Raw genomic sequence first — 26,849 nt, 5'->3', positions numbered from 1 at the left:
CCGGGCCGGGCGGACTGCACACGAATGGCATATGCCAACCGCATGTGCGCTTCCGGCCTGGGGTGCGTGGGACGCTACCGAGGCACCGGAATCGGCCAGAGAAAGATCTGAAAAGCTACCCGCGAGGGATGGCCGATGTGTTCGAATGGCCCGGTCGTGTATCCAGCGGGCGGCGCACAAGCGACGGCGGACAGATGACAGAGTTTGAAATCTGTCATCTGTCCGCTGAACTCTGTCGTCCGTCGGCTGTCGCCCGCCGTCCGTCGTCTGTCGCCCGCCATCCGTCGCCGCCGGCAGGCAGCTGTCGATCGCCGCCGGTCAGCGACTCGCCGTCACCCGGATCCGCATCGGGCTCGCCGCCCGCAGCGTGATCCCCAGGCCGAGCGCCACCCGCCGGTCCACCGCCTCCACCTCGAAGTCCCGCAGCAGCACCCCCAGCGCCAGCACCGCCTCCAGCATCGAGAAGTGCTGCCCGATGCAGGCCCGCGGCCCGCCCCCGAACGGGAACCAGGCGTAGCGGTGCCGGGCCCGTTCCGCCTCCGGCAGGAAGCGGTCCGGGTCGAAGCGCTCCGGGTCCACCCAGTGGTCCGGGTGCCGGTGGGTGACCAGCGGCGCGACGACGACCTGCGCCCCGGCCGGGATCACGTACCCGTCGATGACGGTCTCCTCGACCGCCCGCCGCCCGCCCAGGGCCGCCGACGGGTAGAGCCTCATCGCCTCCTTCAGCACCCGGGTGATGTACGGGAGCGCCTCCAGGTCGGCCGCCGTCGGCGCACGCCCCGCCAGGACGGTCCGCGCCTCCTCCCGGGCGAGCCGCTGCTGCTCGGGGTGGAGCGCCAGCAGGTGCAGCGCGAAGGCCAGCGCGGTGGCCGTGGTCTCGTGCCCGGCGAGCAGGAACACCAGGACCTGGTCACGGAGTTCGGCCGGGTCCAGCCGCTCGCCGTCGTCGTCGCGGGCCCGCGTGAGCAGGGTGAGCAGGTCGTCCGCGTCCTCGTCGCCACCTCCGCGCGCGGCCCGTTCGGCGATGATCCGGTCGCAGACCCCGTACAGCGCCCGCTGCGCCCCGGCGCCGCGCCGATTGGCCGGGGTCGGCCAGGTGCGCGGGAGGCGGACGGGAGCGTAGCCGCGCTCCTTCACGTACTCGCCGAGCACCGGGAAGCTGCGGTGCACCACCGCGATCGCCTGTTCCACGTCGGCGCCGAAGAGGATCCGCGCGACCGCCCGCAGCGCGAACCGGGACGTCTCCTCCGCCACGTCCACCACTCCGCCGGGCACCGCCCGCCAGCGTTCGCCGAGCGACTGCGCCTCCTGAGCGAGCGCGTCCGCGTAGCCGTCCACCCGGCGGCGGGTGAACAGCGGCTGCACCATTCGGCGTTGGCGCTGGTAGTCGGCGTCCTGGCTGGTCAGCAGCCCGTTGCCGACGCTCGTCCGCAGCTCGTCGTAGAAGGAGTTCTCCTTGCGGAAGTTGGCCGCCTCGCCGGCCAGCACCTGACGGACGCCTTCCGGCGAGAACACCCCGTAGAAGTCGGCCCGCAGCCCGGGCGGCCCGGCCTGGAAGCGCACCACGTCGCCGTGGTCACGGCGGGCCGCCAGGTAGCTGCGCAGCGGCCGGCGGGTGAGGTCGAACAACGATCCGACCAGGGGGTTCCCGGCGGGGACGGGTATCGCGGAGGTGGGGGCGGGCAGCAGCCCGGGGCCGCGAACGGGGATGACTTCGGTGGTCATCGGCACTCCTTCTGCGCAGGGATGCGACCGCCGCCTCCATCGACGAGCGGTCGGCACCGACAGGAGCCGCGTCCGGACCGTCCGAAGGACCGTCCGAAGGACCGACCGACGGGCCGGCCAACGGGCCGACCTGCCCGGCCGGATCCGGACCCGTCTCACTCGTATTCGGTGCCCCCCTTGCGGGTCAGGTAAGCGTCACCGACCACCTTGGCGATCGCCCGCCCGCCGAGCACCGGGCTCCAGCGCTCGGTGACCGGCCGCACCACCACGCCTTCGCGCAGGTGCAGTTCACGCCCGGAGACGCTCTCCTTGCCCCGGGCGAACCCCAGCACGGTCTCCGGGTCGAACGGACCGCGCCACAGCTCGGGCACCAACGGCAGCTCCCCGTCCAGCAGTTCGGCCGCCGACAGCCAGTTCAGCCGCCCGTCCACCAGGGCCGACACGTCGAAGGCCGCGTAGCCGGGCCGCTCGGTGCGCGCCGAGGAACCGTAGCTCAGGTCCTGCACGCCCTCGCCGAAGACCTCGCCGAAGATGCCGACCCGCTCCGCCCCGAGACGCGCCGCCAGCCGGGCGGCCACCGCCGGGATGTCGTACCCGCGAACCGCCCGCCAGTAGAGGTTGCGCGTGTCCTCGGCCAGCGCCAGCCCCTGCGCGCCGATGCCCTTGGACGACACCTGCACCTCACCGGTGGCCGCGAAGTACGTGACCAGGCAGCAGCTGCCGTGCAGCTTCTCGGTCAGCACCACGGGCTCGCCCGGCTCGAAGGCGTCGGGGTAGCGCTTGAGGTTCTCGATGTCCACCCAGGGCAGCAGGTCCGGCGCGCTGACCACGTCGCCGCTCATCGACATCGGCACCGGCGGCTGCCACTTGACGACCCCGAGCAGCTCGGCGAAGTCCTCGCCGCGCCCGGCAGCGGCGGCCAGGTCGGTGTCGGCGAGCACGGCGGGCCGGCAGACGATGCCCTGCGACAGCTCACCGCGCAGCCGTACCGCCTTGACCCGGTTGGCACGCGAGCCGGCCAGCTTGCCGGACAGTCCGAGCTCCTCGATCAACTCATCGGGCAGGACAGCCTGTTCGGGGATGTAGACGGCGTGGTCCCCGGTCCGGTACATGCCCTTGGCGACCACGGCCCGGTAGAGGCCGACCTGGGCGAGCTCCAGGGCATCGGCGTTCGGGTGCTCCAGGATGGTCAGCTTCTCCGCGGTGACGCGCAGCGTGGACATGGACGGACTCCTCCCCTTGGTTCGGCCGCGGCGGTGCATCCGATCCACCCGGCCGCAAGTACGGACGACGACCACTCTGACCGTCCGGCCGCCCCCGGCGCCACGCAATTACCGGGACCCGTTCGAGCCATCCCACAGCGGCCCGCGGGTCCGCACCGGCCCCCGTCTGTGCAAACCGACAGGGGATTTATCGCTCGCATATGCGGCACTATGATCGCCGTCATGGCCGCACCTGCGACCAGTCCCTCGCGCCCCGTCCGGCGCGCACCCTGGAGGGGAACCACGATGAGCACCCGTACGCCCACCGCCCGCAGGCTCGCCGTCGCCACCACCGCGGCCCTCGCGCTCGCCCTCGGGGTCACCGCCTGCGGCAGTGACGGCGGCAAGTCCTCCGGTTCCACGGCCTCCTCGACCACCTCCCCGAACGCCTCCGCCCCCGGAAACGGCGTCCCGAAGGCCTCCGGCACCGTCACCGTCTTCGCTGCCGCCTCGCTCAAGGAGACCTTCACCGAGCTCGGCAAGAAGTTCGAGGCCGCCAACCTGGGCAGCAAGGTCACCTTCAACTTCGGCGGCAGCTCCAGCCTCGCCACCAGCATCAACTCCGGTGCCCCGGCCGACGTGTTCGCCGCCGCCAGCCCGGCCACCATGAAGACCGTGACGGACGCGGGCGGCGCCGGCAGACAGCCGACGACCTTCGTCAGGAACACGCTCACCATCGCCGTCCCCAAGGGCAATCCCAAGCACATCGCGGGCCTCAAGGACCTCGCCGCCTCCGGCGTGAAGGTCGCCCTGTGCGCGAAGGAGGTGCCGTGCGGCGCCGCCGCCCAGAGTGCGTTCAAGGCCGCCGGCCTCACCCTCACCCCGGTCACCCTGGAGCAGGACGTCAAGGGCGCGCTCACCAAGGTCGAACTCGGCGAGGTCGACGCTTCCCTGGTGTACCGGACCGATGTGCGGGCCGATGCTGCGAAGATCGACGGTGTGGACTTCCCCGAGGCCGACAAGGCCGTGAACGACTACCCGATCGTCGCCCTCGCCAAGGCGCCGAACAAGGACGGCGCCGCCGCCTTCGTCGCGTACGTCCAGTCGCCCGAGGCCAAGCAGGTGCTGACCGCGGCGGGCTTCCAGGCGCCGTGAGCGGCCGCGCCACCGGCTCCGGAGGGAACCCCTCCGGAGGGGACCGCCCGAGAGCGGACCGCCTTGGCCGGAACCACCGGACCCACGCCGCCGCCGGCGGCGCGGCAGGACCCGCGCAGGCCCTGCCGCGGCGCCGCCCGCGAGTCCGGCGACCCCGCACGCACCGCGTTCCGGTCACCCTGCTGCTCCCGGCGCTGCTCGGACTGGCGTTCCTGATCCTGCCGCTGGTCGGTCTGCTGATCCGGGCCCCGTGGAGCAGCCTGTCCGAGCAGCTCACCAGCCCCGCCGTCTGGGAGGCGCTACGCCTGTCGCTGATCAGCGCGACCGCGGCCACCGCGGTGTCGCTGGTCCTCGGCGTCCCGCTGGCCTGGCTGCTCGCCCGCACCGAGCTGCCGGGCCGCCGGGTGATCCGGGCGCTGGTCACCTTGCCGCTGGTGCTGCCGCCGGTGGTCGGTGGTGTGGCGCTGCTGCTGGTGCTCGGGCGGCGCGGCATCGTCGGATCCTGGCTGGACTCGGCCTTCGGCATCACGCTGCCGTTCACCACCACCGGCGTCGTGATCGCCGAGGCGTTCGTGGCGATGCCGTTCCTGGTGATCAGCGTCGAGGGCGCGTTGCGGGCCGCCGACCCCCGCTACGAGGAGGCGGCCGCGACCCTGGGCGCGTCCCGGCTGACCGCGTTCCGGCGGGTCACCCTGCCGCTGATCGCGCCGGGGATCGCCGCCGGCACCGTCCTGGCCTGGGCCCGGGCGCTCGGCGAGTTCGGTGCCACGATCACCTTCGCGGGCAACTTCCCGGGCCGCACCCAGACCATGCCGTTGGCCGTCTACCTGGCCATGGAATCCGACCCGCGGGCGGCGATCGCGCTGTCGCTGGTGCTGCTGGTGGTCTCCGTCGCCGTCCTGGTCGGCCTGCGCGACCGCTGGCTGTCGACGCCGTGACCTTGCCCGCACCCATGACCTCGGACACCGTTGTGGACGTTCCCCCGGACACCTCGCCCGACACTCCCCCGAATCCGCCGGGCCTCCCGGACCCACCGGACCTCCCGGGCCCACTGAACCCGCCGGACCTCGCGGGCCCACCGGACACCTGGACGCCACCCCGATGAACACCGACAGCCGCCCCGGCCCCGCCCTGGACGCCCGCCTGCGGGTCGAGCGCGCCGCGTTCGCCCTCGACCTCGCCCTCACCGCCGCCCCCGGCGAGGTGGTGGCGCTGCTCGGCCCCAACGGCGCCGGCAAGTCCACCGCCCTGCGCGCCCTCGCCGGACTGCTCCCGCTCACCGGCGGCCATCTGCGCCTGGACGGCCTCCTCCTGGAGGACCCTGAGCAGCGCGTTCACACCCCGGCCGAGGAGCGGCCGGTCGGCGTGGTGTTCCAGGACTACCTGCTGTTCCCGCACCTCTCCGCACTCGACAACGTCGCCTTCGGCCCGCGCTGCCAGGGCCGCCCCAAGCGCGAGGCGCGGGCGGAGGCGGCCGACTGGCTGGAGCGGATGGGCCTGGCCGACCACGCCTCGGTCCGTCCCGGCCGGCTCTCCGGCGGCCAGGCCCAGCGGGTGGCGCTCGCCCGCGCCCTCGCCGTGCGCCCGCGACTGCTCCTGCTGGACGAGCCGCTGGCCGCCCTGGACGCCCGCACCCGACTCGATGTACGGGCCCAACTGCGGCGCCACCTGGCCGAGTTCGAGGCGGTGGCGGTACTGGTGACGCACGACCCGCTGGACGCCATGGTGCTGGCCGACCGGTTGGTGGTGATCGAGGAGGGGCAGGAGGTGCAGTCCGGCAGCCCGGCGGAGGTCGCCCGGCACCCGCGCACCGACTACATCGCCCGGCTGGTCGGGCTGAACCTGTACCAGGGCCGGGCCGGGGGCACCCGGGTCACGCTCCCGGACGGCACCGTCCTGGCCACCACCGAGGAGTTGGACGGTCCGGCCTTCGTCGCCTTCCCGCCCTCCGCCGTGACGCTGTACCGGGAGCGCCCGCAGACCAGCGCGCGCAACCTGTGGAAGGCCGAGGTCACCGGGCTGGAACTGCACGGTGACCGGGTCCGCGCCGAGCTCGTCGGCGACCTGCCGATGGCCGCCGACCTCACCCCGGCCGCCGTCGCCGAGCTGGCGCTGGCGCCGGGCGTCGCGGTCTGGGCCTCGGTCAAGGCCACCCAGACCCACGCCTACCCGGCCTGACGGCCTGACGGCTTGACGACCTGGCGACGCCGTCGGCCCGTCGTCATCGCTCCGCCGGAATCATTCCGGCGGGTTCACTGCGCCGAGATCCCTGCGCTGGAATCACCGCGCCGGAATCACCGCGCCGGGATCACTCCGCCGGCTCGACGAACCCCGACTCGTACGCCGCGATCACCGCCTGGGTGCGGTCCCGCGCGCCCAGCTTCGCCAGCACACTGCTGACGTGCGTCTTCACCGTCTGCACGCCGAGGAAGAGCTGCTCGGCGATCTCCCCGTTGCTGAGGCCGCGCGCGACCAGCCTCAGCACCTCCGCCTCGCGCTCGGTCAGGGCCGCCCGCTCCATCACCGCCCGGGCGGTCGGGTTGCCGTGTCCGGCCGCCAGGCGGCGGATCGCGGCCGGGAACAGCAGCGACTCGCCCGCCGCCACCAGCCGTACCGCGTGGGCGATCTCGGCCGGGCGGGTGCGCTTGAGCAGGAAGCCGTCGGCGCCCGCGCGCAACGCCTGGTAGACGTAGTCGTCGTTCTCGAAGGTGGTCACGACCAGGATCCGCGGCGGTCGCTCCCCCGGTGCACCGGGGCGCAGCAGCTCGCGGGTGGCGGCCAGGCCGTCCATCACCGGCATCCGGACGTCCATCAGGACCACCTGCGGGCGCAGCGCACGGGCCAGGGCGACCGCTTCCGCGCCGTCGGACGCCTCGCCGACCACCCGCAGGTCACCCTGGGCCTCCAGGACGGCCCGCAGGCCGAACCGGACGAGTTCCTCGTCGTCGGCGAGCAGGATGTCCGTCTTCCCGGCGACTCCTCCGGCCGGACCTTCCGTCACAAGATCGTTCGTCACGAGCCCAAGCGTAGGGGCAACCGCACGGTCAGCACCCACTCCCCGCTCCCGTTCTCCAGCGGCCCCGCCGCCGCCTCCCCGCCGAGCAGCGTGGCGCGTTCGCGGATGCCGCGCAGTCCCTTGCCGCCCTTGCGCGTTGCGCCCCTGCCCGCCCCGCCCGCCGGGGGCCGCGTCGCTCCGGCCGCCGAACGTCCGGCGCCGGGCAGCCGGTTGGCGCAGCGCAGCTCCAACTGACCGTCCCGCACGGCGATCCGGATGTCGAGCGGCTCGCCCGGTGCGTACTTGAGCGCGTTGGTGACACCCTCCTGGACGATCCGGTACGACTCTCGGGAAAGCACGCCGGGAAGACTGCCGGCCGGCACCTCGACCAGCGCCGCCACCGGACTGCCGGCTGCCCGGGCGGTGTCGAACAACGCGGGCAGCTGGTCGATCCCGGGTTGTTCGGTGGCCGCACCGTTCGCCCCGGCCGGGGTCTCGCGCAGCAGGACGAGGGTGCGTTCGAGGTCCTCCATGGCCTGCCGGCCGGTCTCCTCGATGACTTCGAGCGCCTTGGCGACGAAGGCCGGGTCCCCGACCTCCCGCGCCGCTCCGGCCTGGAGGACCGTCACCGTCAGGGCGTGACCGATCGAGTCGTGCAGCTCGCGGGCCAACCGGTTGCGCTCCAGTAGCCGTTCGGCCCGCAGCTCCGCCTCGGCCAGTCGCTCGGCCGGGGAGGGGCCCAGCAGCCTTATCGCCATGGCGAGTTGGAGGCGGCCCGCGTACACCAGGAACCAGCCGAGGCCGAGTGCCGCCAACGGCACGAACGGGACGTACCAGAGCGCGTCCGGGCCGGTCAGCCGGTCGAAGACGCCGACGATCCCGTAGACCATCCCGAAACCGGCCGCCGAACCCAGCGCGACCCGCCCGATCAGCCACCCGGCCGTCCGCCGCCGGTCGGCCCAGGTCCGCGAGAAGTCGGTGGCGATGTCCTCCTCACGGTCGGGCACCAGCAGCAGCCGCGCCTGCACCCCCTCGGCCCGGCGCGTCGCCGGAATGAGCGCGGACAGCGCGAGCAGCACGACGTCCAGCGAGATGCTCTCCATCAGGATCTCGCCGAGGCTCAAGTCGTACGTCCCCGGATAGACCATCAGCACGATGCCCGCGAAGAACCACCCCACCAGCAGGTGCAGCATCCGCGCGTACGTGGCGCCGGCCAGCAACGGCGCGAGGAGCCTTGGCACCACGCCCACCGGTGCGGCGGTCACCGACACCACGCCCCTCAGCACTGCGATCTTGGACATTGGGCCATCCTGCCAGGTCACCCCGAGCCCCCGGCTCCCGCGCCGGTCGTCGGCGATCTCCCTCCCGGGAGGGAGGCGGCTCCCCGCCCCGGCGGGATCCGCCGCACTGGCCCGCTCCGGTCGAATGGGGCCACCGCCCGGGGCCGACCACAGCGAGCACCGGCGGAGACCGCCAAGACGAAGAGACGAGGGGAGCGGGCCGTGATCGAGATCCAGGGCCTGACCAAGGAGTACGACGGCCGGCGCGTCGTCGACGACCTGACCTTCGAGGTCCGACCCGGCGTGGTGACCGGCTTCCTCGGCCCGAACGGCGCCGGCAAGAGCACCACCATGCGTCTGGTCCTCGGCCTCGACCGGCCGACCTCCGGGCGCGCCCTGGTTGCCGGCCGGCCGTACGTCGAACTCCCCGCCCCACTGCGGACGGTGGGAGCACTGCTGGACGCCCAGGCGCTGCACGGCGGCCGGACCGCGCACGGGCACCTGCGCTGGCTCGCCGCGAGCAACGGGCTGCCGGCCCGCCGGGTGGACGAGGTGCTCGGCCAGGTCGGCCTGGCCGACGTGGCCGGACGGCGGATCCGGGGCTTCTCGCTCGGCATGCGCCAGCGCCTCGGCGTGGCCGCGGCACTGCTCGGCGACCCGCCGGTGCTGCTGCTGGACGAGCCCGTCAACGGCCTGGACCCGGAGGGCATCCGCTGGATCCGCACCCTGCTGCGCGATCTGGCCGCCGAGGGCCGGGCAGTGCTGGTCTCCTCCCACCTGATGACCGAAATGGCGCTCACCGCCGACCACTTGGTGGTGATCGGACGCGGCCGACTGCTCGCCGACGCCGCCACCTCCGAGTTCATCGACCGCCACGGCCGGACCAGGATCAGGGTCCGCGCCGTCGACCCGACCAAGCTCGCCGCTCTGCTCCGCGACCCCGGCCACGGCTTCGACGCCACCGAAGTCGACGGCGGCGCCTGGGAGGTGAGCGGCACCGAACCCGAGCGGATCGCCGCGCTCGCCGCCGCCAACGGCGTGGTGCTGTACGAGATCGCCGTGCAACAGGACTCACTGGAGGAAGCGTTCATGCGGATGACCGCCGACAGCGTCGAGTACCGTGCGGAGGCCGCCGCATGAACGCGCCGACGCCTGCCGCGATGCCCACCCCGATGCCCACCCCGATGTCCACCCCGACGCCCGCCACGGCTCCGAGCACGCATCCGACCGCACATCCGACCGCGCATCCGGCCGTCAGCGCGTTTCGCGCCGAACGGATCAAGCTGACCACCCTCCGCTCGCTCTGGATCACCCCGCTGCTCTCCCTGGTACTCACGGCCGGTGTCACCACCGCCGTCGGTGAGGCCCTCGGCGGCAAGGACCACAACCTCACCGACGACCCCAGCGTCGGGATCTTCTACGGCCTCAACTTCGGCCAGGCGGCACTGATCTGCTTCGGCATCCTGCTGATCGGCCAGGAGTTCAACACCCGCATGATCGACGTGTCGCTCACCGCCGTCCCCCGACGCCGCCGGCTGTACGGCGCCAAACTCGCGCTCGGCGCCCTGGTCGGGCTGGCCGTCGCCGTCCTCGCCACCCTGGGCGCCTTCGCCGGGTACGCGGCCACCGTCCCGGGCGCCTGGGACGGGCCGGCCCTCGTCCGCAGCGCCGCCGCCGGGGTGCTCTACCAGACGCTGCTGGTGGTGCTCTGCCTCGGGACGACCGCCATGCTGGGCAACCTCACCGCCGCCATGGGCCTGCTGGTCCCGTCCCTCTTCCTGCTCTCGCCGCTGCTCAGCGGTGTGCCCGGGGTCCGCCGCGTGGTCCAGTTCCTGCCCGACCGGGCCGGCCAGTACGCCCTGCGGTACGCCGACGACCCGCAGATCGCCTACGGCCACTGGACCGGGCTGCTGATCATGGCGCTCTGGACCGCCCTGGCGGCGTACGGCGGCCTGCGAGCCCTGCAGCGCACCAAGTGACCGCAGGCGAAAGGGCCATGGGAGACCGGAGTCGGAAGATGGGGGCGACGATGAGCACGACGGCCGACGCGCTGCGCGCCGAACGGGTCAAGTTCACCACCCTGCCCTCGCAGTGGACGGCCCCGCTGGTCGCCCTGGCGCTGACCGTCGGCATCACGGCCGCCGTCAACGCCGCCTACGGGACGAAGGACCACACGGCCGGCGAGGACCCGGCCGGGGGGATCTTCTACGGGCTCCTCTTCGGCCACGTCGCGGTGGCCTGCCTCGGCATCCTGCTGATGGGGCAGGAGTTCAACACCCGCATGATCGGCACCTCGCTCACGGCCGTCCCCCGGCGCGGCCGGCTGTACGGCGCCAAGCTCGCGCTCGGCGCCGGGCTGGGCCTGCTGCTTGGGCTGGCCTCGACGGCGGGGTCCTTCCTGGCCGTCGGCGCCACCGTCGGCCTGGACCTCTCCACCCCGGGCCTGACCCGCAGCTTCCTGGCCGGTGTGCTGTACCACCCGATGATGGTGCTGCTCTGCCTCGGACTGACGGCGATGCTCGGCAACTTCACTGCCGCACTCGGCCTGCTGACCCCGATGGTGTTCCTGGGCACCACCTGGCTCGCCGCCATCCCCGGCGTCCGCGAACTCGGCCAGTTCCTGCCCGACCGGGCCGGCCTGTACGCGATGCGCACCCAGCCCGAGCCGGGCGTCCACTACGGCCACTGGACGGGGCTGGCGATCATGGCGCTCTGGACCGCCCTGGCGGTCTACGGCGGACTGCGGGCGATGCGGCGGTACGAGCAGAGCTGACGGGCGACGGGGTCGGCGAACAGATGACGGGCAACGGCGAACGGATGACAGATTTTGAAATCTGTCATCCGTTCGCCGTCATCTGTCCGCTGACATCCGTTCTCCGTCACCTGTCAGCCATCACCCGCGCCGTCACCGCAGCGCGGGGTGCTCCGCGATCACCGTGCAGCTACCCGGCGCGATCTCGGTGAAGCCCGCGTCCTGGACCACCGGCAGCCCGCTGCGAACGAGCTCCTCCCACGCCTCCGGCGAGGCCGTGCGGACCGCGAGCGCGAAGCCGGCCTCGGCCCACTCCTTGCGCTGCGCCTCGTCCAGCCGCCACCACGCGAGCTGGGCGGCGTGCCCGGTCTGCGCCATCGTCTTGCCCGCGCTCATCTCCAGCTCGGGGTTGAGCCACAGCACCGGCAGCCCCGGCTCGGCCGCCCCGACCCCGGCCGTCTCCCCGAGGTCCGTCCCGGACACCTGGAGCTTGGCGAGCTCCTTCGGCCACCCGTCCAGCGGGACCGGCGGGAACACCCGCACCTCGGCCTCCCGACCTCGCACCGTGACGCCCGGCAGCTCGCCCGCCCGGCGCCACTCCCCGCCCCGCGCCCGCCGGACCACCTTGCGGATCCGGGCGTCCTCCCAGGCCGCGACCCGCTCCGCCCACTCGCCCTCCGCCTCGGTCACCCGGGGGTCGGCCAGCAGGGTCAGCACCGCCCGCGCCGACGTCTCCAGCGCGTCCGTCCGGCCCGGCGGAGTGGCCCGCTCCATCCGGACGACCAGCGGCAGCACGTACTGCGGCCGCTCGTCGCGGTCCTCGCGGTCCTCGCGGTCCGTGGCCTCGCCGGGTTCGGTCACCGGGGCCGGAGGAGCCGCAGCCGGCGTCGGAGCCGGAGCAGCGGTCGGAGCAGGAGTCGGAGCAGTGGACGTCGGTGCATCGGAAGGATCAGTCACCCGTCCAGGATGCCAGCCCCGCCCCGACCGGCTGGGCCCGCCCCGTTCAGCTCGGCGTTCACCCCTCCCGCCGCCGCCCCGTTCACCGCAGCCGGTGCCGCGGCGCGTCCACCGCCGTCCGGATGCTCGCGCTGTACGCGTCCTGCGGCAGCGCGTCCAGACTGCGCACGGTCCGTTCGAGCTGCTCACGGGCGAGGTCCGGCTCGCCGAGCTTCAGGTGGTCCGAGGCCAGGTTGAGGTGCGGCGCGCGAGACCCGGGCCTTCAGCGCCGGTAGCCGCGCTGCGGGTCCCGCTCCTCCGCGTCCTCGTACATCAGGAACCAGCCCTCCGGGTGGGTGGCCGCCAGCAGCATCTCCGTGCGCTGCTCCGCCCCCAGCTCCGGATCGCCGTCGTCCGGCCCGTAGACCCCGAACAGTTCGTCGTGGCAGCCGTCCCAGTCGTAGTCGTAGAGATCGGCCGGGAGGTCGCCCATCATGTCCGCCACCGACTCGGGCTGTGCGCCGAGCAGCGTCCGGGCGTCCACCAGGGCCATCCGCAGTGCCACCTCCTCGGCCAGGCAGCGCGGCAGCGGCCACTCGCCGAGCGCGAGGTCGTCGGCGAGGTCGTCGAAGGCCCGGGCCATCGCGCGGCGCCAGCCCCGGTGCATCCGCCAGGTGCGCTCGGGCAGCCGGGCGAAGACCGTCCAGTCCGTGTCCTCGCCGTCGGCGACCGCCTCGTCCCCGTGCTCGTCGAAGTCGTCGTACGCGGCGTCGGCCAGCCCGATCAGCTGGGCGTGGAGCAGGCAGGCGGTGCGCGGGGTGAGCCTCCAGTCCGCGCCCGCACCGCCGTCCTCCTCATCGCCCTCCAGCGGGAAGAGGTCGGCGAAGTCCGGCGTGAAGTCCTCCGTGACGCTGATCTCCAGGGTCCCGCCGATCGCCTCGACCCCGGGGATGGCGGCCACCAGCCGGTCCGGATGCAGCAGCGCGCCGAGCGCCGCGTTGGCGTCCTCGGCGACCTCGCGCAACAGTTCGCGGCGCTGTCCGGCCGGGTCGATGCCCTCGAAGTCCAGCTCCTCGACGGCCCTGATCGCGGCCGCGCGCAGGGCCGGCCAGTCGGTGATCCGCAGGCCCAGCACCACCGTCGCCTCGATCTCCTGCGCGTCGGAGTCCTCCGCCGCGCCCGGCCCCTGTGGATGATCGCTTCGCTCGCCCATGGGGCTAACGGTACGGCCTTTCGGTCCCCCGATCGCCGGTCCGGACCAGCTTCCGGCGGCCTTCTCGGCCACCGCCCGGCCACGCCTCGATCACTCGGACGCAGGAACTGGCAGGATGCGTCCCATGGCTGACATCAACGAGTACGGCGGCGGGCAGGGCCCCAACGCCGACGTCCTGGTCGTGACCACCAACGACATCCCCGGCTTCCGGGTCGACCACGTGATCGGGGAGGTCTTCGGGCTGACCGTCCGCAGCCGTCACCTCGGCAGCCAGATCGGTGCCGGTCTGAAGTCGCTGATCGGCGGCGAGCTGCGCGGTCTGACGAAGACCCTCGTGGAGAGCCGCAACGAGGCCATGCAGCGGCTGGTCGAGCAGACCAAGGCGCGCGGCGGCAACGCCGTCCTGATGATGCGCTTCGACGTCACGGAGGCGGCCGACGTCGGCACCGAGGTCTGCGCCTACGGCACGGCCGCGGTCATCTCCCCGATCTCCTGACGCCCCGCGCGTTCACGCACTGCCGTTCACGCATCGCCGTTCACGCATCGCCGTTCGCTCACTCCCCTTTCACGCCCGCCCGTTCTGCGCTCCCGGCCGTTCTGCGCTCCCGGCGGGAACAGCCGTCGCCCCCGCGATGTTTCAGGGGCGTGACTGTTTACGGTGCAACGAACAGCGTTCCGGAACGCGTGGACGTCCTGGTGGTGGGCGCCGGGCAGGCCGGCCTGTCCGCCGCCCACCACCTGCGCCGGCGCGGCTTCGCCCCTTACCGGGCGGGCGTCGACGGCGGCTTCGTCGTCCTCGACGCCAATGCCGTGCCCGGCGGCGCCTGGGCGCACCGCTCGCCGTCCCTGCGCATGGCCACCGTGCACGGCGTCCACGACCTCCCCGACGCCGAACTCCCGCCGCCCGACCCCGGGGCCCCCGCCCGCGAGGTGGTACCGGAGTACTTCGCGGCGTACGAAGTCCAGCACGCGCTCCCGGTCGTACGCCCGGTCGCGGTGCGTGCCGTACGCGCCGAGTCCGAACGACCGGACGCCCGGCTGCTGGTCGAGACCGACCACGGCACCTGGTCCACCCGCGCGCTGATCAACGCCACCGGCACCTGGACCCGTCCCTTCCTCCCGCACTACCCGGGCCACTTCGCGGGCCGCCAGCTGCACTACGCCGAGTACCGCGGCCCCGAGGAGTTCGCGGGCAGGCGGGTGCTGGTGGTCGGTGGCGGCGCCTCGGCGATCCAGGTGCTGTCGGAGGTGGCCGCGGTCGGCGAGACGGTGTGGGTCACCCGCTCCGAGCCCGTCTACCACGACGGGCCGTTCACCCCCGAGTACGGGCGCGCGGTGGTCGCCAAGGTCGAGGAGCGGGTCCGGCAGGGCCTGCCGGTGCGCAGCGTGGTCAGCGTGACCGGGCTCGGCCCGTCCGTCGCCTACCGGCGCGCCGAGGAGCTGGGCGCGCTGCGCCGCCGGCCGATGTTCGACCGCCTGACCGAGCACGGGGTCGCCTGGGGCGACGAGGAGCTGGCGGTGGACGAGATCGTCTGGGCCACCGGCTTCCGACCCGAGATCGGGCACCTCGCCCCGCTCGGGCTGCGCTCCCCCGGCGGCGGGATCGCGCTCACCGGCACCCGCGCCACCGCCGACCCCCGGGTCCACCTGGTCGGCTACGGTCCGTCCGCCAGCACCATCGGCGCCAACCGGGCCGGCCGCGCGGCCGCCAACGACCTGGTCAAGCTGCTCGGGGACCCGGCGCTCGGCATGCTGACACCGGGAACGCCGACGCCCGGAAGTCCGACGTCCGCGAGCCAGGCGCCCCGGAGCCAGACGCCCGGGAGCCAGACATTCGCAGACCCGGCCGTGGAACCGGCCATGGAACCGGTCATGGACCCGGCCGTGGACCCGGCCGTGGACCCGGCCAGCGTCTGAGACTCAGCGGTCGTAGTCGACGGTCACCCGGTCGGTGACCGGGCGGGCCTGGCAGGTCAGGACGTACCCGGCGGCCAGCTCCTTCTCCTCCAGCGCGAAGTTGCGGCGCATCTCCACCTCGCCCTCGGTGACCAGGGCGCGGCAGGTGCCGCAGACTCCGCCCTTGCAGGCGAACGGCAGGTCGGGGCGGGAGCGCTGGGCGCCGTCCAGGATCGAGCGGTCGCGCGGGAGACAGAGTGTGCTGCCGCGGCCGTCGAGGACGACGGTGACCTCGCTCTGCGGGCCCGACCCGCCGCCGGCCGAGGCGTCCGTCCGGTCCCAGTCCTCGTCGCGCTCCGGGAGCGGCTCGTCCTCGGCGTGGAACAGCTCCTGGTGCACCCGGTCGCCCGGCACGTCCAGCTCGGCGAGCAGGTCCTTCGCCCCGGTGACCATGCCGAACGGGCCGCACAGCCACCAGTGCCCGACGTTCCCGACGTCCACCAGCGCCGCCAGCAGCGCCCGTACCCGCTCCGGGTCCAGCCGACCGCTGAGCAGTTCGGCGTCCCTGGTCTCCCGGGAGAGCACGTGGACCAGCTGGAAGCGGCCGAGGTAGCGGTCCTTGAGGTCGGCCAGCTCGTCGGCGAACATCACGGTGTCGCTGCGCCGGTTGCCGTAGAGCAGCGTGACGGTGGAGCTGCGGTCGGCGGCCAGCACGGAGGCGGCGATCGACAGCATCGGGGTGACGCCGGAGCCGGCCGCGAGCAGCACGTGGTCGGCCGGGACGCCGAGTTCGGGGGTGAACAGGCCGGACGGCGTCAGCACCTCCACCTCCTCGCCCGGCCTCGCGTCGCGCACCAGCCAGCGCGAGAACAGCCCGCCGGGCACCTCCCGGACGGCGATCCGCAGCGGCCCGCCGACCGGGGCGCAGATCGAGTACGAGCGCCGTTCGTCGGCGCCGTCCACCAGCTTGCGCAGGGTCAGGGTCTGCCCGGGGCGGAAGGCGTACTCCTGCGCCAGACCGTCCGGCACCGCGAAGGTCACCGCGACGGCGTCCTCGCAGAGCCGCTCGACCCGGTCGATCCGCAACCGGTGGAAGGTCGGACGGCGGGCGGGGCGGATGCCGGTCGCGGACCCGGTGGCGACGGAATCGGGTCCACCGGATTCGGAACCGGCGGAGGCGGGCCCAGCGGAGGCGGCAGCGGCGGAGGCGGCGGCAGAAGCGGCGGCGGCAGCGGCGGGCATTCAGATCTCCTTGACGCGTTCGAACGGCTCGCGGCAGGCCCGGCAGCGCCAGAGCGCCTTGCAGGCGGTGGAACCGAAGCGGGACAGCTCCTCCGTGGCGGTGTCGCCGCACTGCGGGCACGGCACGGGGGGTGCGGTGCCCGGCCCGGCCGTGGCCGAGGCTCCGGTGCGGGTCGGGCCGAGGGTGAGCGCCACCGGTCCGGCCGCGGCCGCGACGGCGGCGGTCGGGCGCGGCGGGGCGATGCCCGCCTCGGCGAGCTTGCGGCGGCCCTCGGCGGTGATCAGGTCGGTGGACCACGGTGGGTCCAGCCGCAGCCGCACCCGGACGTCCGGGTACCCGACCGCGCGCAGCCGCCGGTCCACGTCCGCGGCCATCTCGGCGACGGCGGGGCAGCCCGAGTAGGTCGGGGTCAGCCAGGCGGTCACCGTGCCACTGCCGCAATCCACCTCGACCCCGGCCAGGACGCCCAGGTCGGCCAGGGTGAGCATGGGCAGCTCCGGGTCCGGGACGGCCGCGGCGACGGCCCAGGCCAGGTCGCGGGTCGTCGGATCGGCCGGAGACACCGCGCCCGTCGGGCCCGCGGTGCCGGTCTGGTCTGCGGTGGCGGTCGGGCGCGCGGTGCCGGTCTGGTGCGCCGTGCCCGTCGGGCGCGCCGCGCCCGTCGCGACGTCGTCCGTCACCATGCCGCCCCCGGGTGCGCTCGGGCCACCACCTGGAGCTCGGCGAGCAGCGGGCCGAGCGCCTCGGTGTGCACGCCGTCCCGGCCGGCCCGGCCGAGGACGGTGGCCAGCGGCGGTACGTCCGGCACGGTCAGTCCGGCCTCGGCGAGGACGGCGGCGAGCGCGCGCAGCACCGGTTCGCGCAGGGTCGCCGGGTCGACACCCGCCCGCAGCTCCACCGGGTGTGCCGTGAACAGCTCCTCCAGCAGCGGCCAGACCGCGTCCAGGCCGGCCTGCATCCGCTCGGCGGAGTACGGCGTGCCGTCGCCGAGACGGAGCGTCCAGGCGGTCGCGTACTCCCGGTGGTAGGCGAGCTCCTTGACGCCCCGGGTGGCGACCGCGGCCAGCACCGGGTCGGGGTGCGCGCTCAGCGCCTCGTACAGGGCGCCGCGCGCGGTGGCGAACAGCAACAGGCGGGCGATCGAGTACGCGAAGTCGCCGTTCGGCGTCTCCACCAGACGGACGTTGCGGAACTCGTGCTCCTCGCGCCAGTACGCCAGGTCGTCCTCGGTGCGGCCGGTGCCGTCCGCCTGCCCGGCCCGGGTGAGCAGCAGGCGGGCCTGGCCGAGCAGGTCGAGGCCCAGGTTGGCGAGTGCGACCTCCTCCTCCAGCTCGGGCGCCCGGGTGCACCACTCGATCAGCCGCTGTGCGAGGACCAGGGCGTCGTCACCCAGCATCTGGCAGTAGGCGGCCAGGTCGGCGCCGTCCAGACCGGCGGGCAGCGCGGTGTCCACGCCGAGCAGCGGGTCGGCGAAGCCCGTCCCGTACGCCCAGCGGCCCTCGCCCTCGGGGCCGGGGGCGGCGTCGACGAGGCCGAGGTAGACGTGGTCGTCCTGGTCGGTGCCCGGGCCGGTGCCGGTGGTGGAGGTGGTGTGGTCGTGCACGGTGGCTCCCCCGTCAGATGTGCGGGACATCCTCGGGGATGTCGTAGAAGGTCGGGTGGCGGTAGACCTTGTCGCCGCTGGGCTCGAAGAACGGGTCGCGCTCGTCCGGGGTGGAGGCGGTGATCGCGTCCGAGCGGACCACCCAGAGGCTCACGCCCTCGTTGCGGCGGGTGTACAGGTCGCGGGCGGCGAGCAGCGCCATCCGGTCGTCGGCCGCGTGCAGCGAGCCGACGTGGACGTGGTTCAGCCCGCGCCGCGGGCGCACGAACACCTCGTACAGCGGCCAGCCGGCCTTGGACCCGGCCGGGGAGCCAACCTGGGGTTCGGTCACTTTCCGTTCTCCTGTTCGGTGGCTTCGGTGAGTCCGGCGGCTCCGGTGGCTCCGGTGGTCACGGAGGCCGCAGCGGCTTCGGCGGTGCGCTTGGCGGCGTAGGCGACGGCCGCCTCGCGCACCCAGGCACCGTCCTCGTGGGCGGCGCGGCGGCGATCGATCCGCTGGGCGTTGCAGGGGCCCTGGCCGCGGATGACCCTGGTGAGCTCGGACCAGTCCGGCTCACCGAAGTCCCAGCCGCCGCGCTCCTCGTTCCAGCGCAGCTCCGGGTCCGGGAGCGTGACCCCCAGGTGCTCGGCCTGCGGGACGGTCATGTCGACGAAGCGCCGACGCAGCTCGTCGTTGCTGTGCCGCTTGATCCGCCAGGCCATCGAGCGGGCGGAGTTCGGCGAGTCGGCGTCCGAGGGGCCGAACATCATCAGCGACGGCCACCACCAGCGGTCCACCGCGTCCTGGACCATCCGGCGCTGGGCCTCGGTGCCGCGCATCAGCGTCATCAGGAGCTCGTAGCCCTGGCGCTGGTGGAAGGACTCCTCCTTGCAGATCCGCACCATCGCGCGGGCGTACGGGCCGTAGCTGCAGCGGCAGAGCGGGACCTGGTTGCAGATCGCGGCTCCGTCGACCAGCCAGCCGATCACACCGACGTCGGCGAAGGTGAGGGTCGGGTAGTTGAAGATCGAGGAGTACTTCTGGCGGCCGGAGATCAGCTTCTCGGTGAGCTCGGCGCGGTCGACGCCGAGGGTCTCGGCGGCGGCGTAGAGGTAGAGGCCGTGCCCGGCCTCGTCCTGGGCCTTGGCGAGCAGGATGGCCTTGCGGCGCAGGGAGGGCGCCCGGGTCAGCCAGTTGCCCTCGGGCTGCATGCCGATGATCTCGGAGTGGGCGTGCTGGGCGATCTGGCGGATCAGCGTGGCCCGGTAGGCGTCGGGCATCCAGTCCCTGGGCTCGATCCGCTGCTCGGCGGCGACGACCGCCTCGAACCGGTCCTCCGGCGTCTGCGCGGGGACCGCCTCGGCCACCTCTGCTGTCACCACGGTCCCCTCTCGTGTCCTGCCCGGTCGGCTGCCGCAGTGGCGCCGATCAACCAACCGACTGACCGTTCGGTCGGTACCATTCTGCGCGGCGGGGCGGAGGGATGGCAAGGTGCGAAACAGATAACAGCTGACAGATTCTGAAATCTGTCAGCTGTTATCCGTCGGCTGCTGTCTGTCAGCTGCTACCCGTCGGCGGCTCTCTGCTCGCCGGCACCTGTCTGCTGTGACCCCCGGCTATCAGCGGCTCACCGCCGCCTCACCCCTCCGCGCGGTCGCGCAGTCGCGGCAGCGGAACGGCGAGCAGGGCCGCCAGCAGGGCGATCCGGGGGGCGATCTGGTCGAGCCGGATGTGTTCGTGCCGGGCATGGGCGCCGGCGCCCACCGCTCCGAAGCCGTCCAGGGTCGGAAGCCCCCGCGAGCCCGGCAGGTTGGTGTCCCCGGCCCCGCCCGCCGGGGCGCCGTCCAGCTGCTGACCGAGCATGGCGGCCAGCGAACGCACGTGCCTCAGCAGCGGGTTGCCGGTCCGCTCGGGCCAGGCCGGGCGACTGGACAGGACCTCCGTGCGAACCCGGGCACCCGGACGCAACGGAGCGAGCCGGGCGAGGTCGTCGAGCGTGCGGCGCTGCGCCTCGACGGTGGCGAAGCGCAGCCCCAGCTCGGCCTCGGCCCGGCCGGCGACCACGTTGGCGCGCGAACCACCGCTGATCCGACCGGCGTTCAGCTCGGTGCCCGGCTGACCGGCGAGGTCGCGCACCAGCACGAGCTGGTCCACCAGCTCGTCGACCGCGGACACCCCGTCGTGGGCATCGTTGCCCGCATGCGCCTCGCGGCCGGTCACGGTGAGCCGCACCCGGGTGCTGCCGCGCCGCGCGGTCTTCAACCGGCCGTCGGGGTGGGGCGGTTCGAGCCCCAGGACCGCCGCGGCACCGCGCAGCTGGCGTTCGACCAGGCGCCGCCCGTCCGGGCTGCCCACCTCCTCGTCGGAGACCACGACCAGGCGAACGGTCCGGTGCGGGCGCTCGCCCAGGTCCGCGAGCAGCGACAACGCGCTCTCCAGGACGGCGAGTCCGCCCTTCATGTCGACCACGCCGGGGCCGGTGAGCCGACCGTCCTGCTCGGTCACCGGCCAGTCCGCGAGGGTGCCGACCGGCCAGACGGTGTCATGGTGCCCGACGATCAGCAGGTGCGGCAGGGACTCGTCCCGGCCTTCCCATTCCAGTACGAGGTGGTCCCCGGCCGGTCCGGGCTCACGCCGGGCGGTGGCACCGGTGGCACGGAAGCCTGCCGCCAACTCCTCGGCGAGGGCGTCGAGTCTGGGGGCGTCCCCGCTGGGAGACTCGATCCGCGCCAGATCGGCACAGCGCCGCCGGACGGCTCCGACGAGGGCACGGGCACGGACGCCGAGCGTCTGCGGCACACCGGGCAGGGCCGCGGTGACGGTGGAGGGCCCTGGGGCGACGGGGGCGGCCGGGCCCGTCGTGGGCTTCGCGGCAGTGGCCCCCCTCGGCACCGCGGTCGTCGCCACCGCGGTCTTCGCGACGACGGCTTTGGTGAGGGCGGATGTCGTGAGGGCGGACGTGGTTGCCGCCGCCTTGGCGGACGCGGTCTTGGAGGATGCGGTCTTGGTGACGGCGGCCGTCGCCGAGGCGGTCTTCGCGGCACTGGATGCCACCGCAGCGGCCTGAGCCGAGGCGGCGGGAGTCGCAGTGGCCGAGGCCGCAGTGGCAGTTGCCGTACCGGTGGTGGTGCTCGCGGCGGCGGCGGTGGTGGTGGCGGCAGTGGTGCCTACGGTGGTGGCGGCAGCGCTGGTGGTCGCGGTGGTCGTGGCGGCTGCGGCAACGGCCTCGCCGTCGGTGGCGGCCGGGACGGTGACCGGCGTCGGGTCCGGTTCCACGGCGGCGCCCGGCACAGCGGGCGACCCGACGATCTGGGGACTCAACGCTCGCCTCCGCGACCACCGCCGGTATACAGCGGACGTACCGGCCGACCGCTCCCACCCGGGTACCAGGCCCGGCCGGACCGCACCGGTCGACGGGGATGGTGGGCGGCCTGTCGAATCAGCCTGTCTGGCCCAAGTACGGTGGAACGGCTGGGCGGCGTGCTTGGCATGTGCGTCCTCCTCGCTCGATCCGGGGGCCCCGGTCCGCCCGGAGCCCCCGTGGACGGCGGCCTCCTGGCAGCGGGCGCAGTGGCCGCACCGCCGCAGGGAAGCCGAGATGTGAGCCTAGAAGAACCGTTCGGTTTCCTGCGAGGTGGCCCTGCTCCCAGCGTGCCGGTACCGGGCCCCGCTTCGGAGGCCGCCCGTCCACGATCGGCGCGGGCGCTCGGCGCGCGGGCCTGGATCGGCGCGCGGACGCGGTCGCCGGATCGCGCCCATCTCCACCATGGACCCGCCGCCCGAGTTCGGCAGCGCAAACGGCCAAGGCACGGCAATTCCACGCCGGATGGGTGACATCGGCTCAGCACGCGGTACGAACCGGGAGCACGCGGCGGCTCAGGGAAGCCCGCTGAGCCGGCCACCTCGGCTCCGCTGAACGTCGGGGGAACACCCGCGTGAACACGGGCCGATGCCGTGCCCCGGTGTGCCCCGCCGAGCCTCGACGTGCCTCGGTTGCCCACCCCCGGACGCGACAGGACAGCGCCCCTGCACGGTGGGAGGACGCCCGGCACGAATGTGCGCGACCGATCGGAACCCGGGTGTGCGGCCCCGGTCGCAGCCGCTCCCGGCCGTGTGTTCTCATCCACCGTCGCCCACCAGCCCCGCGTCGCGTGCGAGCAGCGCCGCCTGGACCCGGTTGCCGACTCCGAGCCCGGTCAGGATCCGGCTGACGTGCGCCTTGACGGTGCTCTCGCGCATCCCGAGCACGCCCGCGATCTCGGCATTGGAGAGCCCGTCGGCGAGTTCGCGCAGCACGTCGGTCTCCCGCGGGGTGAGCCCGGCGACCCGGTGACGGGCGGCCACCGACCGGGGCGCCCCGACCCGGTGGTAGCGGTCGATCAGCCGTCGCGCGGCCGCCGGATGCAGCATCCCCTGACCACTCGCGACGACGTGGACGGCCCGGGCGATCTCCGCGGGCGGGGTGTCCTTGAGCAGGAAGCCGTCCGCCCCGGCCGCGAGCGCCTGGTACACGTACTCGTCCAGGTCGAAGGTGGTGAGGGCGATGACCCGTGGGCCGTCGGGGAGTTCGCGCAGCCGCCGGGTGGCGGCGATCCCGTCGAGCCGGGGCATCCGGATGTCCATCAGCGCGACGTCGATCCGCCGGCCGGCGGCGATCTCGACGGCTTGCTGCCCGTCGGCGGCCTCGGCGACCACGGCGAGCGCCGGGTCCTGGGCCAGGAGGTCGACCAGGCCGAGGCGAACCAGTGCGTCGTCATCGACCACCATTGTTCGGATCATGCGGCACCCTTCGGCTGCTGCTTCGGTTCCTGCCCTAGGTCCTTCGGTTCCTTCGGCGGCTTCGGGTGTCGGCCCCCGTGCGCCTCTGGCACCTCTTCCCGCGACTGCCGTGCCACTCGTATCCCTTGCCCCGGCGCTCGTTGCCCCGGCTGTGGAGCCGGACCGTCGCCACGGGCCGGAGCCGGGTCGGGCACCACCCGCGGTGGGTGGTCCGGCGCGGGTAACCGGGCCGAGAGCCGGAAACCGCCGCCACCGTCCGGGCCGGCGTCAAGGTGGCCGCCGAGGGCGTCGACCCGTTCGGCCAGCCCGACCAGCCCGTACCCGCTGCCGGCACCCGGCCCGTCCGCTGTCTCCTCGCCCGGGCCGTTGCGGACCTCGACCGTCGTCGCCGGCGCCCCGTAGCCGACCCGGACGGTGACGGGCGCGGCGTGCGCGTGCTTGCGGGCGTTGGTCAGCGCCTCCTGGACCAGCCGGTGCACGGCCAGTCGGTGGGTGGTCGGGATGGTCTCCGGGTCTCCGGAGAGGGCGAGTTCGACCCGCTGACCGGCCTGGGTCGCCTCGCCGACGAGTTCGGTGAGGTCGCGCAGGGCGGGCGCCTGGACGCGCCCGGTATCGACCGGCACAGGAGAATCGTCTCCCACCGCGTGCGGGGCCGGTGGGTCGGCCCGCAGCGCGCCGAGGACGTCCCGCAGATCGTCGAGCGATCGGGCGGCGGTCGTGCGCAGCAGTTCGAGGCGGTGGGTGAGGCGATCAGGGTCGGCGGCGACGGTACCGGCCCTGGCCTGGTCGCCCAGCACCCCTGCGTGCAGCACCAGGAGGCTGAGCCGGTGGGCCAGCACGTCGTGCATCTCCCGGGCGATCCGGGCCCGTTCGGCGGCTCGGGCCTGATCGGCGCGCAGCTCGCGCTCGCGGCGCAGCGCGTCGACCTGCTCGCGCAAGGCGCGGATCAGCACCCGTCTGCCGTGCAGCCAGAGGCCGACCGCCAGGATGGAGGCCTGGACGAGGAGTTGGGACCCGGTGGTGCCGGCCCACCCCGCCAGCGAATCCGCTCCCGTCGCACTGGCCACCGCGATGACCGCGCCGCCTGCCGCCGCCGGGCCCGTCCGGCCCAGATAGGCGAGGTGGAAGACGCTGAACACCCCGGGCAAGGCCCGGTCGAACAACCCACCGGTGAGCACCGGCAGGACGGCCGAGGCCACCGGATAGCGGCGGGCGAGGAGGAGCGAGAGCGAGGCCAGCGCGGCAACGACCGTGCGCGGCAGGCGCAGCGGACCGTCGGTTTGCATCCACTGGACCATCGACTCCTCGATGCTCACGCCGAGCACGCCGAGCAGCAACAACGTGTCGATCCCGGGCCGGCGATCCGGCCCGTACCAGCCGAGCACACTCCTGCGCACGACACTCCTCCTTTCCTCTCTCCTCGCCCCGAAAGCCTTCCGCACGTTCGTCGTTCACCATCTCGGGCTCGATGCTAGGGGCGCTCGACCGCGGAACGCCTCTGTCTTCCGGCCAACCGCACCCTCGACTTTCGTCGGGGGTCGGCGACACTGACCGGCCGATTCGCGGTGGCTCCGCCCTGCCTAGCGTCGACGGCATGACCAGCGAACGGCTCCACCACGGCCCCGAATCCCGCTCTCTCCACCACGGCCCGCCCGCCGGCGCGGACCGCCTGCTGTTCCTCGCCGAGGCCCTGCGCACCTTCCACGACACCGGCGCTCTGGCCCCGAGCGGCGCGGAGCTGGTGAACGCGCTGGTGGTACCGGTCACCAGCCGCCCGAACCGTCCGATCTCGGTGCTGGAGGTCGGCGCCGGGACGGGCGTGGTGACCCGCCGGCTGTCCCGAGTGCTCCGCCCGGGCGACCGGTTGCACGTCGTCGAGGCCAACCCGCGGTTCGCCGAACGGCTCCGGGAGGACCCTGTCCTGGCCGCGCGCCACCCCGGCGTCGGGCTGCGGCTGTCGGTCTGCCGGGTCGAGGAACTGCCGGAGTGCCACCCGCCGGCGACGGACGCGGCTCGGCCGGAGGGCTGCGCGCAGCGGTACGACGTGATCGTGTCCGGACTGCCGTTCACCAACTTCGAGCCCGCGCAGGTGCGCGACATCCTCGACCTCTACCTGCGGCTGCTGGCGCCCGGCGGTGAGCTGACGTACTTCGGGTACCTCGGTACGACGACGGCGCGCACCCTCACCGCGGGCCCCCGCCGGAGCGCCCGCCACCGGGCGGTGGTGCGGCTGCTGCGAGGGTTCGAGGCGGCATACGGCCTGGGCGAGCGCACGGTGTGGCGCAACGTGCCGCCCGCCCGCGTCTACCTGCTGCGGGCCCCGGGCGGCCGCGAGAGCTGGGCGCCCGCCGGGAGCCGGGCCTCCGGACCGGCGGCCGCGGCGAGGGAGGCGGACACGGAGCCGGGGACGAGGCCCGGGGCGACCGACACGAAGGCCACGGCCGGCGAATCGGCGGGCGGGGCGGCCCCGGTCACTCGATGATGGACCGGGGCCGGGCCCGGCTCCGACTCTCCGGCGGTGAGGAGCCGCGATGACCCTCTCGGTACGTGACGTGGAAGCCCAGAATCGCTTCGAGGCCTGGGAGGACGGCCGGCTGGCGGGCTTCGCCGAGTACCTGCGCAGCGACCAACTGGTGGTGTACCCGCACACCGTGGTCGAGCCCGCCTACGAGGGCCGGGGCATCGGCGGCGCGCTGGCCCGCGCCGCCCTGGACGACGCCCGCGCCCGCGGCCTGGCCGTGCTGGCGACCTGCCCGTTCATCAAGGGCTGGATGCTCCGCCACCCCGAGTACACCGATCTCGCGTACGAGAACCGCAGCCGGGTCGCCGACTGACGGCGGGGCGGGTGGCCTCACGGCGACCGGTCTGCGCCTGCGGGGGTGGCCGGCCGACCCGGGAGCCGCGGCCGCTCGTCCGAACAAATGACAATCGACAGATTTCAACTTTCAGACAACAGACGACAGCGAACAGATTTTGAAATCTGTTCGCTGTCGTGCCATAGTGACACCCGGGCCACCCTGCCCCCCGCCTCCCGGCGCCGCACTCGCCCGCCCTTGGAGTCCCCGTGTCACCACACACCCGCCCCGCCCAGCGCACCCTCGGCACCACCGGGCCGGTCACCTCGGCCCTCGGCCTCGGCTGCATGGGCATGTCCGACCTGTACGGCCCGGCCGACGAGGCCGAGAGCATCGCCACCATCCACGCGGCCCTCGACGCCGGGATCACCCTCCTCGACACCGGCGACTTCTACGGCATGGGCCACAACGAGCTGCTGATCCACGAGGCACTGCGCGGCCGTGACCGCGAGAGCGTGCAGATCAGCGTGAAGTTCGGCGCCCAGCGCAGCCCCGACGGCCAGTGGCTCGGCTACGACGCGAGCCCCGCCGCCACCAAGACCGCGCTCGCCTACACCCTGCGCCGCCTGCGCACCGACCACATCGACGTCTACCGCCCGGCCCGCCTGGACCCGGACGTCCCGGTCGAGGAGACCGTCGGCGCCATCGCCGAGCTGGTGCGGGCCGGCCACGTCCGCCACATCGGACTCTCCGAGGTCGGCGCCGACACCCTGCGCCGGGCCGCCGCCGTCCACCCGATCAGCGACCTCCAGATCGAGTACTCGCTGCTCTCCCGCTCGGTCGAGGCCGCGATCCTGCCCACCGCACGCGAGCTCGGCATCGGCGTCACCGCCTACGGCGTGCTCTCGCGCGGCCTGCTCGGCGGCCACTGGGACCGGGAACGCGCCCTCAGCGGCACCGACTTCCGCAGCCACAGCCCGCGCTTCCAGGGCGAGAACCTGGCCCACAACCTCGCGCTGGTCGAGGCCCTGCGCGAGATCGCCGCCGCGCGGGGTGCGACCGTCGCCCAGGTCGCCATCGCCTGGGTGGCCTCGCGCGGTCAGGACGTCGTCCCGCTGGTCGGCGCCCGTCGCCGGGACCGGCTGACCGAGGCCCTCGGCGCACTCGACGTCAGGCTGACCGAGGCCGACCTCGCCGCCGTCGAGGCCGCCGTACCCGCCGGCTCCGCGGCCGGCGACCGATACGCTGCCGCACAGATGGCCCACCTGGACAGCGAGCGCTGACCGCACCACCGG

Annotated in this window: 25 protein-coding genes; 11 read left to right on the top strand and 14 right to left on the bottom strand. The window is 73.9% G+C overall.

Annotation, left to right across the window (positions count from 1 at the left end):
* Positions 1-318: 318 nt before the first annotated feature.
* Together ACFWP2_RS06610 and ACFWP2_RS06605 are read right to left on the bottom strand one after the other, a co-directional pair.
* Positions 319-1,725: a cytochrome P450 gene (locus ACFWP2_RS06610; protein ID WP_380449049.1), complete on the bottom strand. Its 1,407-nt coding sequence runs from the start codon at positions 1,723-1,725 to the stop codon at positions 319-321.
* A 155-nt stretch (positions 1,726-1,880) separates the two neighbouring features.
* On the bottom strand, positions 1,881-2,948 hold the full coding sequence (locus tag ACFWP2_RS06605) for an RNA ligase (ATP) (RefSeq protein ID WP_380449047.1): 1,068 nt from the start codon (positions 2,946-2,948) through the stop codon (positions 1,881-1,883).
* A gap of 285 nt (positions 2,949-3,233) precedes the next feature.
* On the opposite strand from ACFWP2_RS06605, the gene modA reads away from it, so the two are divergent.
* The 3 genes from modA (at position 3,234) to ACFWP2_RS06590 (ending at position 6,260) form a co-directional block, all read left to right on the top strand.
* Positions 3,234-4,082, top strand: coding sequence for a molybdate ABC transporter substrate-binding protein (modA, locus tag ACFWP2_RS06600; protein ID WP_380449045.1), 849 nt, complete (start codon positions 3,234-3,236; stop codon positions 4,080-4,082).
* 122 nt (positions 4,083-4,204) lie between these two features.
* Positions 4,205-5,020, top strand: a complete 816-nt coding sequence (locus ACFWP2_RS06595) for an ABC transporter permease (protein WP_380449384.1) — start codon at positions 4,205-4,207, stop codon at positions 5,018-5,020.
* A 163-nt stretch (positions 5,021-5,183) separates the two neighbouring features.
* The gene (locus tag ACFWP2_RS06590) at positions 5,184-6,260 is read left to right on the top strand and encodes an ABC transporter ATP-binding protein (RefSeq protein WP_380449043.1); all 1,077 of its coding nucleotides are present in this window, start codon (positions 5,184-5,186) and stop codon (positions 6,258-6,260) included.
* Positions 6,261-6,390: 130 nt separating this feature from the next.
* Here the strand turns inward: ACFWP2_RS06590 and ACFWP2_RS06585 are convergent, their stop codons facing one another.
* On the bottom strand, positions 6,391-7,098 hold the full coding sequence (locus ACFWP2_RS06585; protein WP_380449041.1) for a response regulator: 708 nt from the start codon (positions 7,096-7,098) through the stop codon (positions 6,391-6,393).
* On the bottom strand, positions 7,095-8,378 hold the full coding sequence (locus ACFWP2_RS06580) for a sensor histidine kinase (protein WP_380449039.1): 1,284 nt from the start codon (positions 8,376-8,378) through the stop codon (positions 7,095-7,097). Before ACFWP2_RS06580 ends, ACFWP2_RS06585 begins: the two co-directional genes overlap by 4 nt.
* Positions 8,379-8,579: 201 nt before the next feature.
* Between ACFWP2_RS06580 and ACFWP2_RS06575 the strand changes: the two genes are divergently transcribed.
* From ACFWP2_RS06575 to ACFWP2_RS06565, 3 genes are read left to right on the top strand one after another with little or no spacing between them, the layout of a single operon-like run.
* Positions 8,580-9,497, top strand: coding sequence for an ATP-binding cassette domain-containing protein (locus ACFWP2_RS06575; RefSeq protein WP_380449037.1), 918 nt, complete (start codon positions 8,580-8,582; stop codon positions 9,495-9,497).
* Positions 9,494-10,336, top strand: coding sequence for a hypothetical protein (locus ACFWP2_RS06570; protein WP_380449035.1), 843 nt, complete (start codon positions 9,494-9,496; stop codon positions 10,334-10,336). The genes ACFWP2_RS06575 and ACFWP2_RS06570 overlap by 4 nt, the downstream gene beginning before the upstream one ends.
* A gap of 50 nt (positions 10,337-10,386) precedes the next feature.
* Positions 10,387-11,130, top strand: coding sequence for a hypothetical protein (locus ACFWP2_RS06565; RefSeq protein WP_380449033.1), 744 nt, complete (start codon positions 10,387-10,389; stop codon positions 11,128-11,130).
* Positions 11,131-11,262: 132 nt separating this feature from the next.
* Here the strand turns inward: ACFWP2_RS06565 and ACFWP2_RS06560 are convergent, their stop codons facing one another.
* Positions 11,263-11,970 carry a peptidyl-tRNA hydrolase gene (locus ACFWP2_RS06560; protein ID WP_380449031.1) on the bottom strand — a complete coding sequence of 236 codons (708 nt, stop codon included), beginning with the start codon at positions 11,968-11,970 and terminating at the stop codon, positions 11,263-11,265.
* Between the two features lie 358 nt (positions 11,971-12,328).
* Entirely contained in the window at positions 12,329-13,258 is a 930-nt protein-coding gene (locus tag ACFWP2_RS06555; protein WP_380449029.1) for a hypothetical protein, read from the bottom strand.
* A 124-nt stretch (positions 13,259-13,382) separates the two neighbouring features.
* On the opposite strand from ACFWP2_RS06555, the gene ACFWP2_RS06550 reads away from it, so the two are divergent.
* On the top strand, positions 13,383-13,754 hold the full coding sequence (locus ACFWP2_RS06550) for a YbjQ family protein (RefSeq protein ID WP_380449027.1): 372 nt from the start codon (positions 13,383-13,385) through the stop codon (positions 13,752-13,754).
* 188 nt (positions 13,755-13,942) lie between these two features.
* On the top strand, positions 13,943-15,175 hold the full coding sequence (locus ACFWP2_RS06545) for an NAD(P)-binding domain-containing protein (protein WP_380449025.1): 1,233 nt from the start codon (positions 13,943-13,945) through the stop codon (positions 15,173-15,175).
* Positions 15,176-15,178: 3 nt separating this feature from the next.
* Here the strand turns inward: ACFWP2_RS06545 and paaE are convergent, their stop codons facing one another.
* The 8 genes from paaE to ACFWP2_RS06505 form a co-directional block, all read right to left on the bottom strand.
* Positions 15,179-16,396, bottom strand: a complete 1,218-nt coding sequence (gene paaE, locus ACFWP2_RS06540; protein WP_380449023.1) for a 1,2-phenylacetyl-CoA epoxidase subunit PaaE — start codon at positions 16,394-16,396, stop codon at positions 15,179-15,181.
* A complete protein-coding gene (gene paaD, locus ACFWP2_RS06535) occupies positions 16,397-17,080 on the bottom strand; it encodes a 1,2-phenylacetyl-CoA epoxidase subunit PaaD (RefSeq protein WP_380449021.1) in 684 nt (227 codons plus the stop codon).
* Entirely contained in the window at positions 17,074-18,000 is a 927-nt protein-coding gene (gene paaC / locus ACFWP2_RS06530) for a 1,2-phenylacetyl-CoA epoxidase subunit PaaC (RefSeq protein ID WP_380449019.1), read from the bottom strand. Before paaC ends, paaD begins: the two co-directional genes overlap by 7 nt.
* Before the next feature lie 13 nt (positions 18,001-18,013).
* A complete protein-coding gene (gene paaB, locus ACFWP2_RS06525; RefSeq protein ID WP_360337971.1) occupies positions 18,014-18,331 on the bottom strand; it encodes a 1,2-phenylacetyl-CoA epoxidase subunit PaaB in 318 nt (105 codons plus the stop codon).
* A complete protein-coding gene (gene paaA / locus ACFWP2_RS06520) occupies positions 18,328-19,359 on the bottom strand; it encodes a 1,2-phenylacetyl-CoA epoxidase subunit PaaA (protein ID WP_380449016.1) in 1,032 nt (343 codons plus the stop codon). Before paaA ends, paaB begins: the two co-directional genes overlap by 4 nt.
* Positions 19,360-19,618: 259 nt before the next feature.
* The gene (locus tag ACFWP2_RS06515) at positions 19,619-21,301 is read right to left on the bottom strand and encodes a M20 family metallopeptidase (protein WP_380449014.1); all 1,683 of its coding nucleotides are present in this window, start codon (positions 21,299-21,301) and stop codon (positions 19,619-19,621) included.
* A gap of 798 nt (positions 21,302-22,099) precedes the next feature.
* Complete coding sequence (locus tag ACFWP2_RS06510; RefSeq protein ID WP_380449012.1) at positions 22,100-22,759, bottom strand: response regulator; 660 nt, start codon at positions 22,757-22,759, stop codon at positions 22,100-22,102.
* The gene (locus ACFWP2_RS06505) at positions 22,756-24,156 is read right to left on the bottom strand and encodes a sensor histidine kinase (protein ID WP_380449010.1); all 1,401 of its coding nucleotides are present in this window, start codon (positions 24,154-24,156) and stop codon (positions 22,756-22,758) included. Before ACFWP2_RS06505 ends, ACFWP2_RS06510 begins: the two co-directional genes overlap by 4 nt.
* A gap of 197 nt (positions 24,157-24,353) precedes the next feature.
* Between ACFWP2_RS06505 and ACFWP2_RS06500 the strand changes: the two genes are divergently transcribed.
* The 3 genes from ACFWP2_RS06500 to ACFWP2_RS06490 all read left to right on the top strand — a co-directional run bounded on the left by ACFWP2_RS06500 (position 24,354) and on the right by ACFWP2_RS06490 (position 26,837).
* Positions 24,354-25,241 carry a class I SAM-dependent methyltransferase gene (locus ACFWP2_RS06500; RefSeq protein WP_380449008.1) on the top strand — a complete coding sequence of 296 codons (888 nt, stop codon included), beginning with the start codon at positions 24,354-24,356 and terminating at the stop codon, positions 25,239-25,241.
* A 49-nt stretch (positions 25,242-25,290) separates the two neighbouring features.
* Entirely contained in the window at positions 25,291-25,593 is a 303-nt protein-coding gene (locus ACFWP2_RS06495; protein ID WP_380449006.1) for a GNAT family N-acetyltransferase, read from the top strand.
* Between the two features lie 230 nt (positions 25,594-25,823).
* A complete protein-coding gene (locus tag ACFWP2_RS06490) occupies positions 25,824-26,837 on the top strand; it encodes an aldo/keto reductase (protein WP_380449004.1) in 1,014 nt (337 codons plus the stop codon).
* The last annotated feature ends 12 nt before the right edge of the window (positions 26,838-26,849 follow it).

Source organism: Kitasatospora sp. NPDC058444 (assembly GCF_042721415.1).
Lineage (GTDB): Bacteria > Actinomycetota > Actinomycetes > Streptomycetales > Streptomycetaceae > Kitasatospora.
This window is presented reverse-complemented; position numbering and strand designations above follow the sequence as displayed.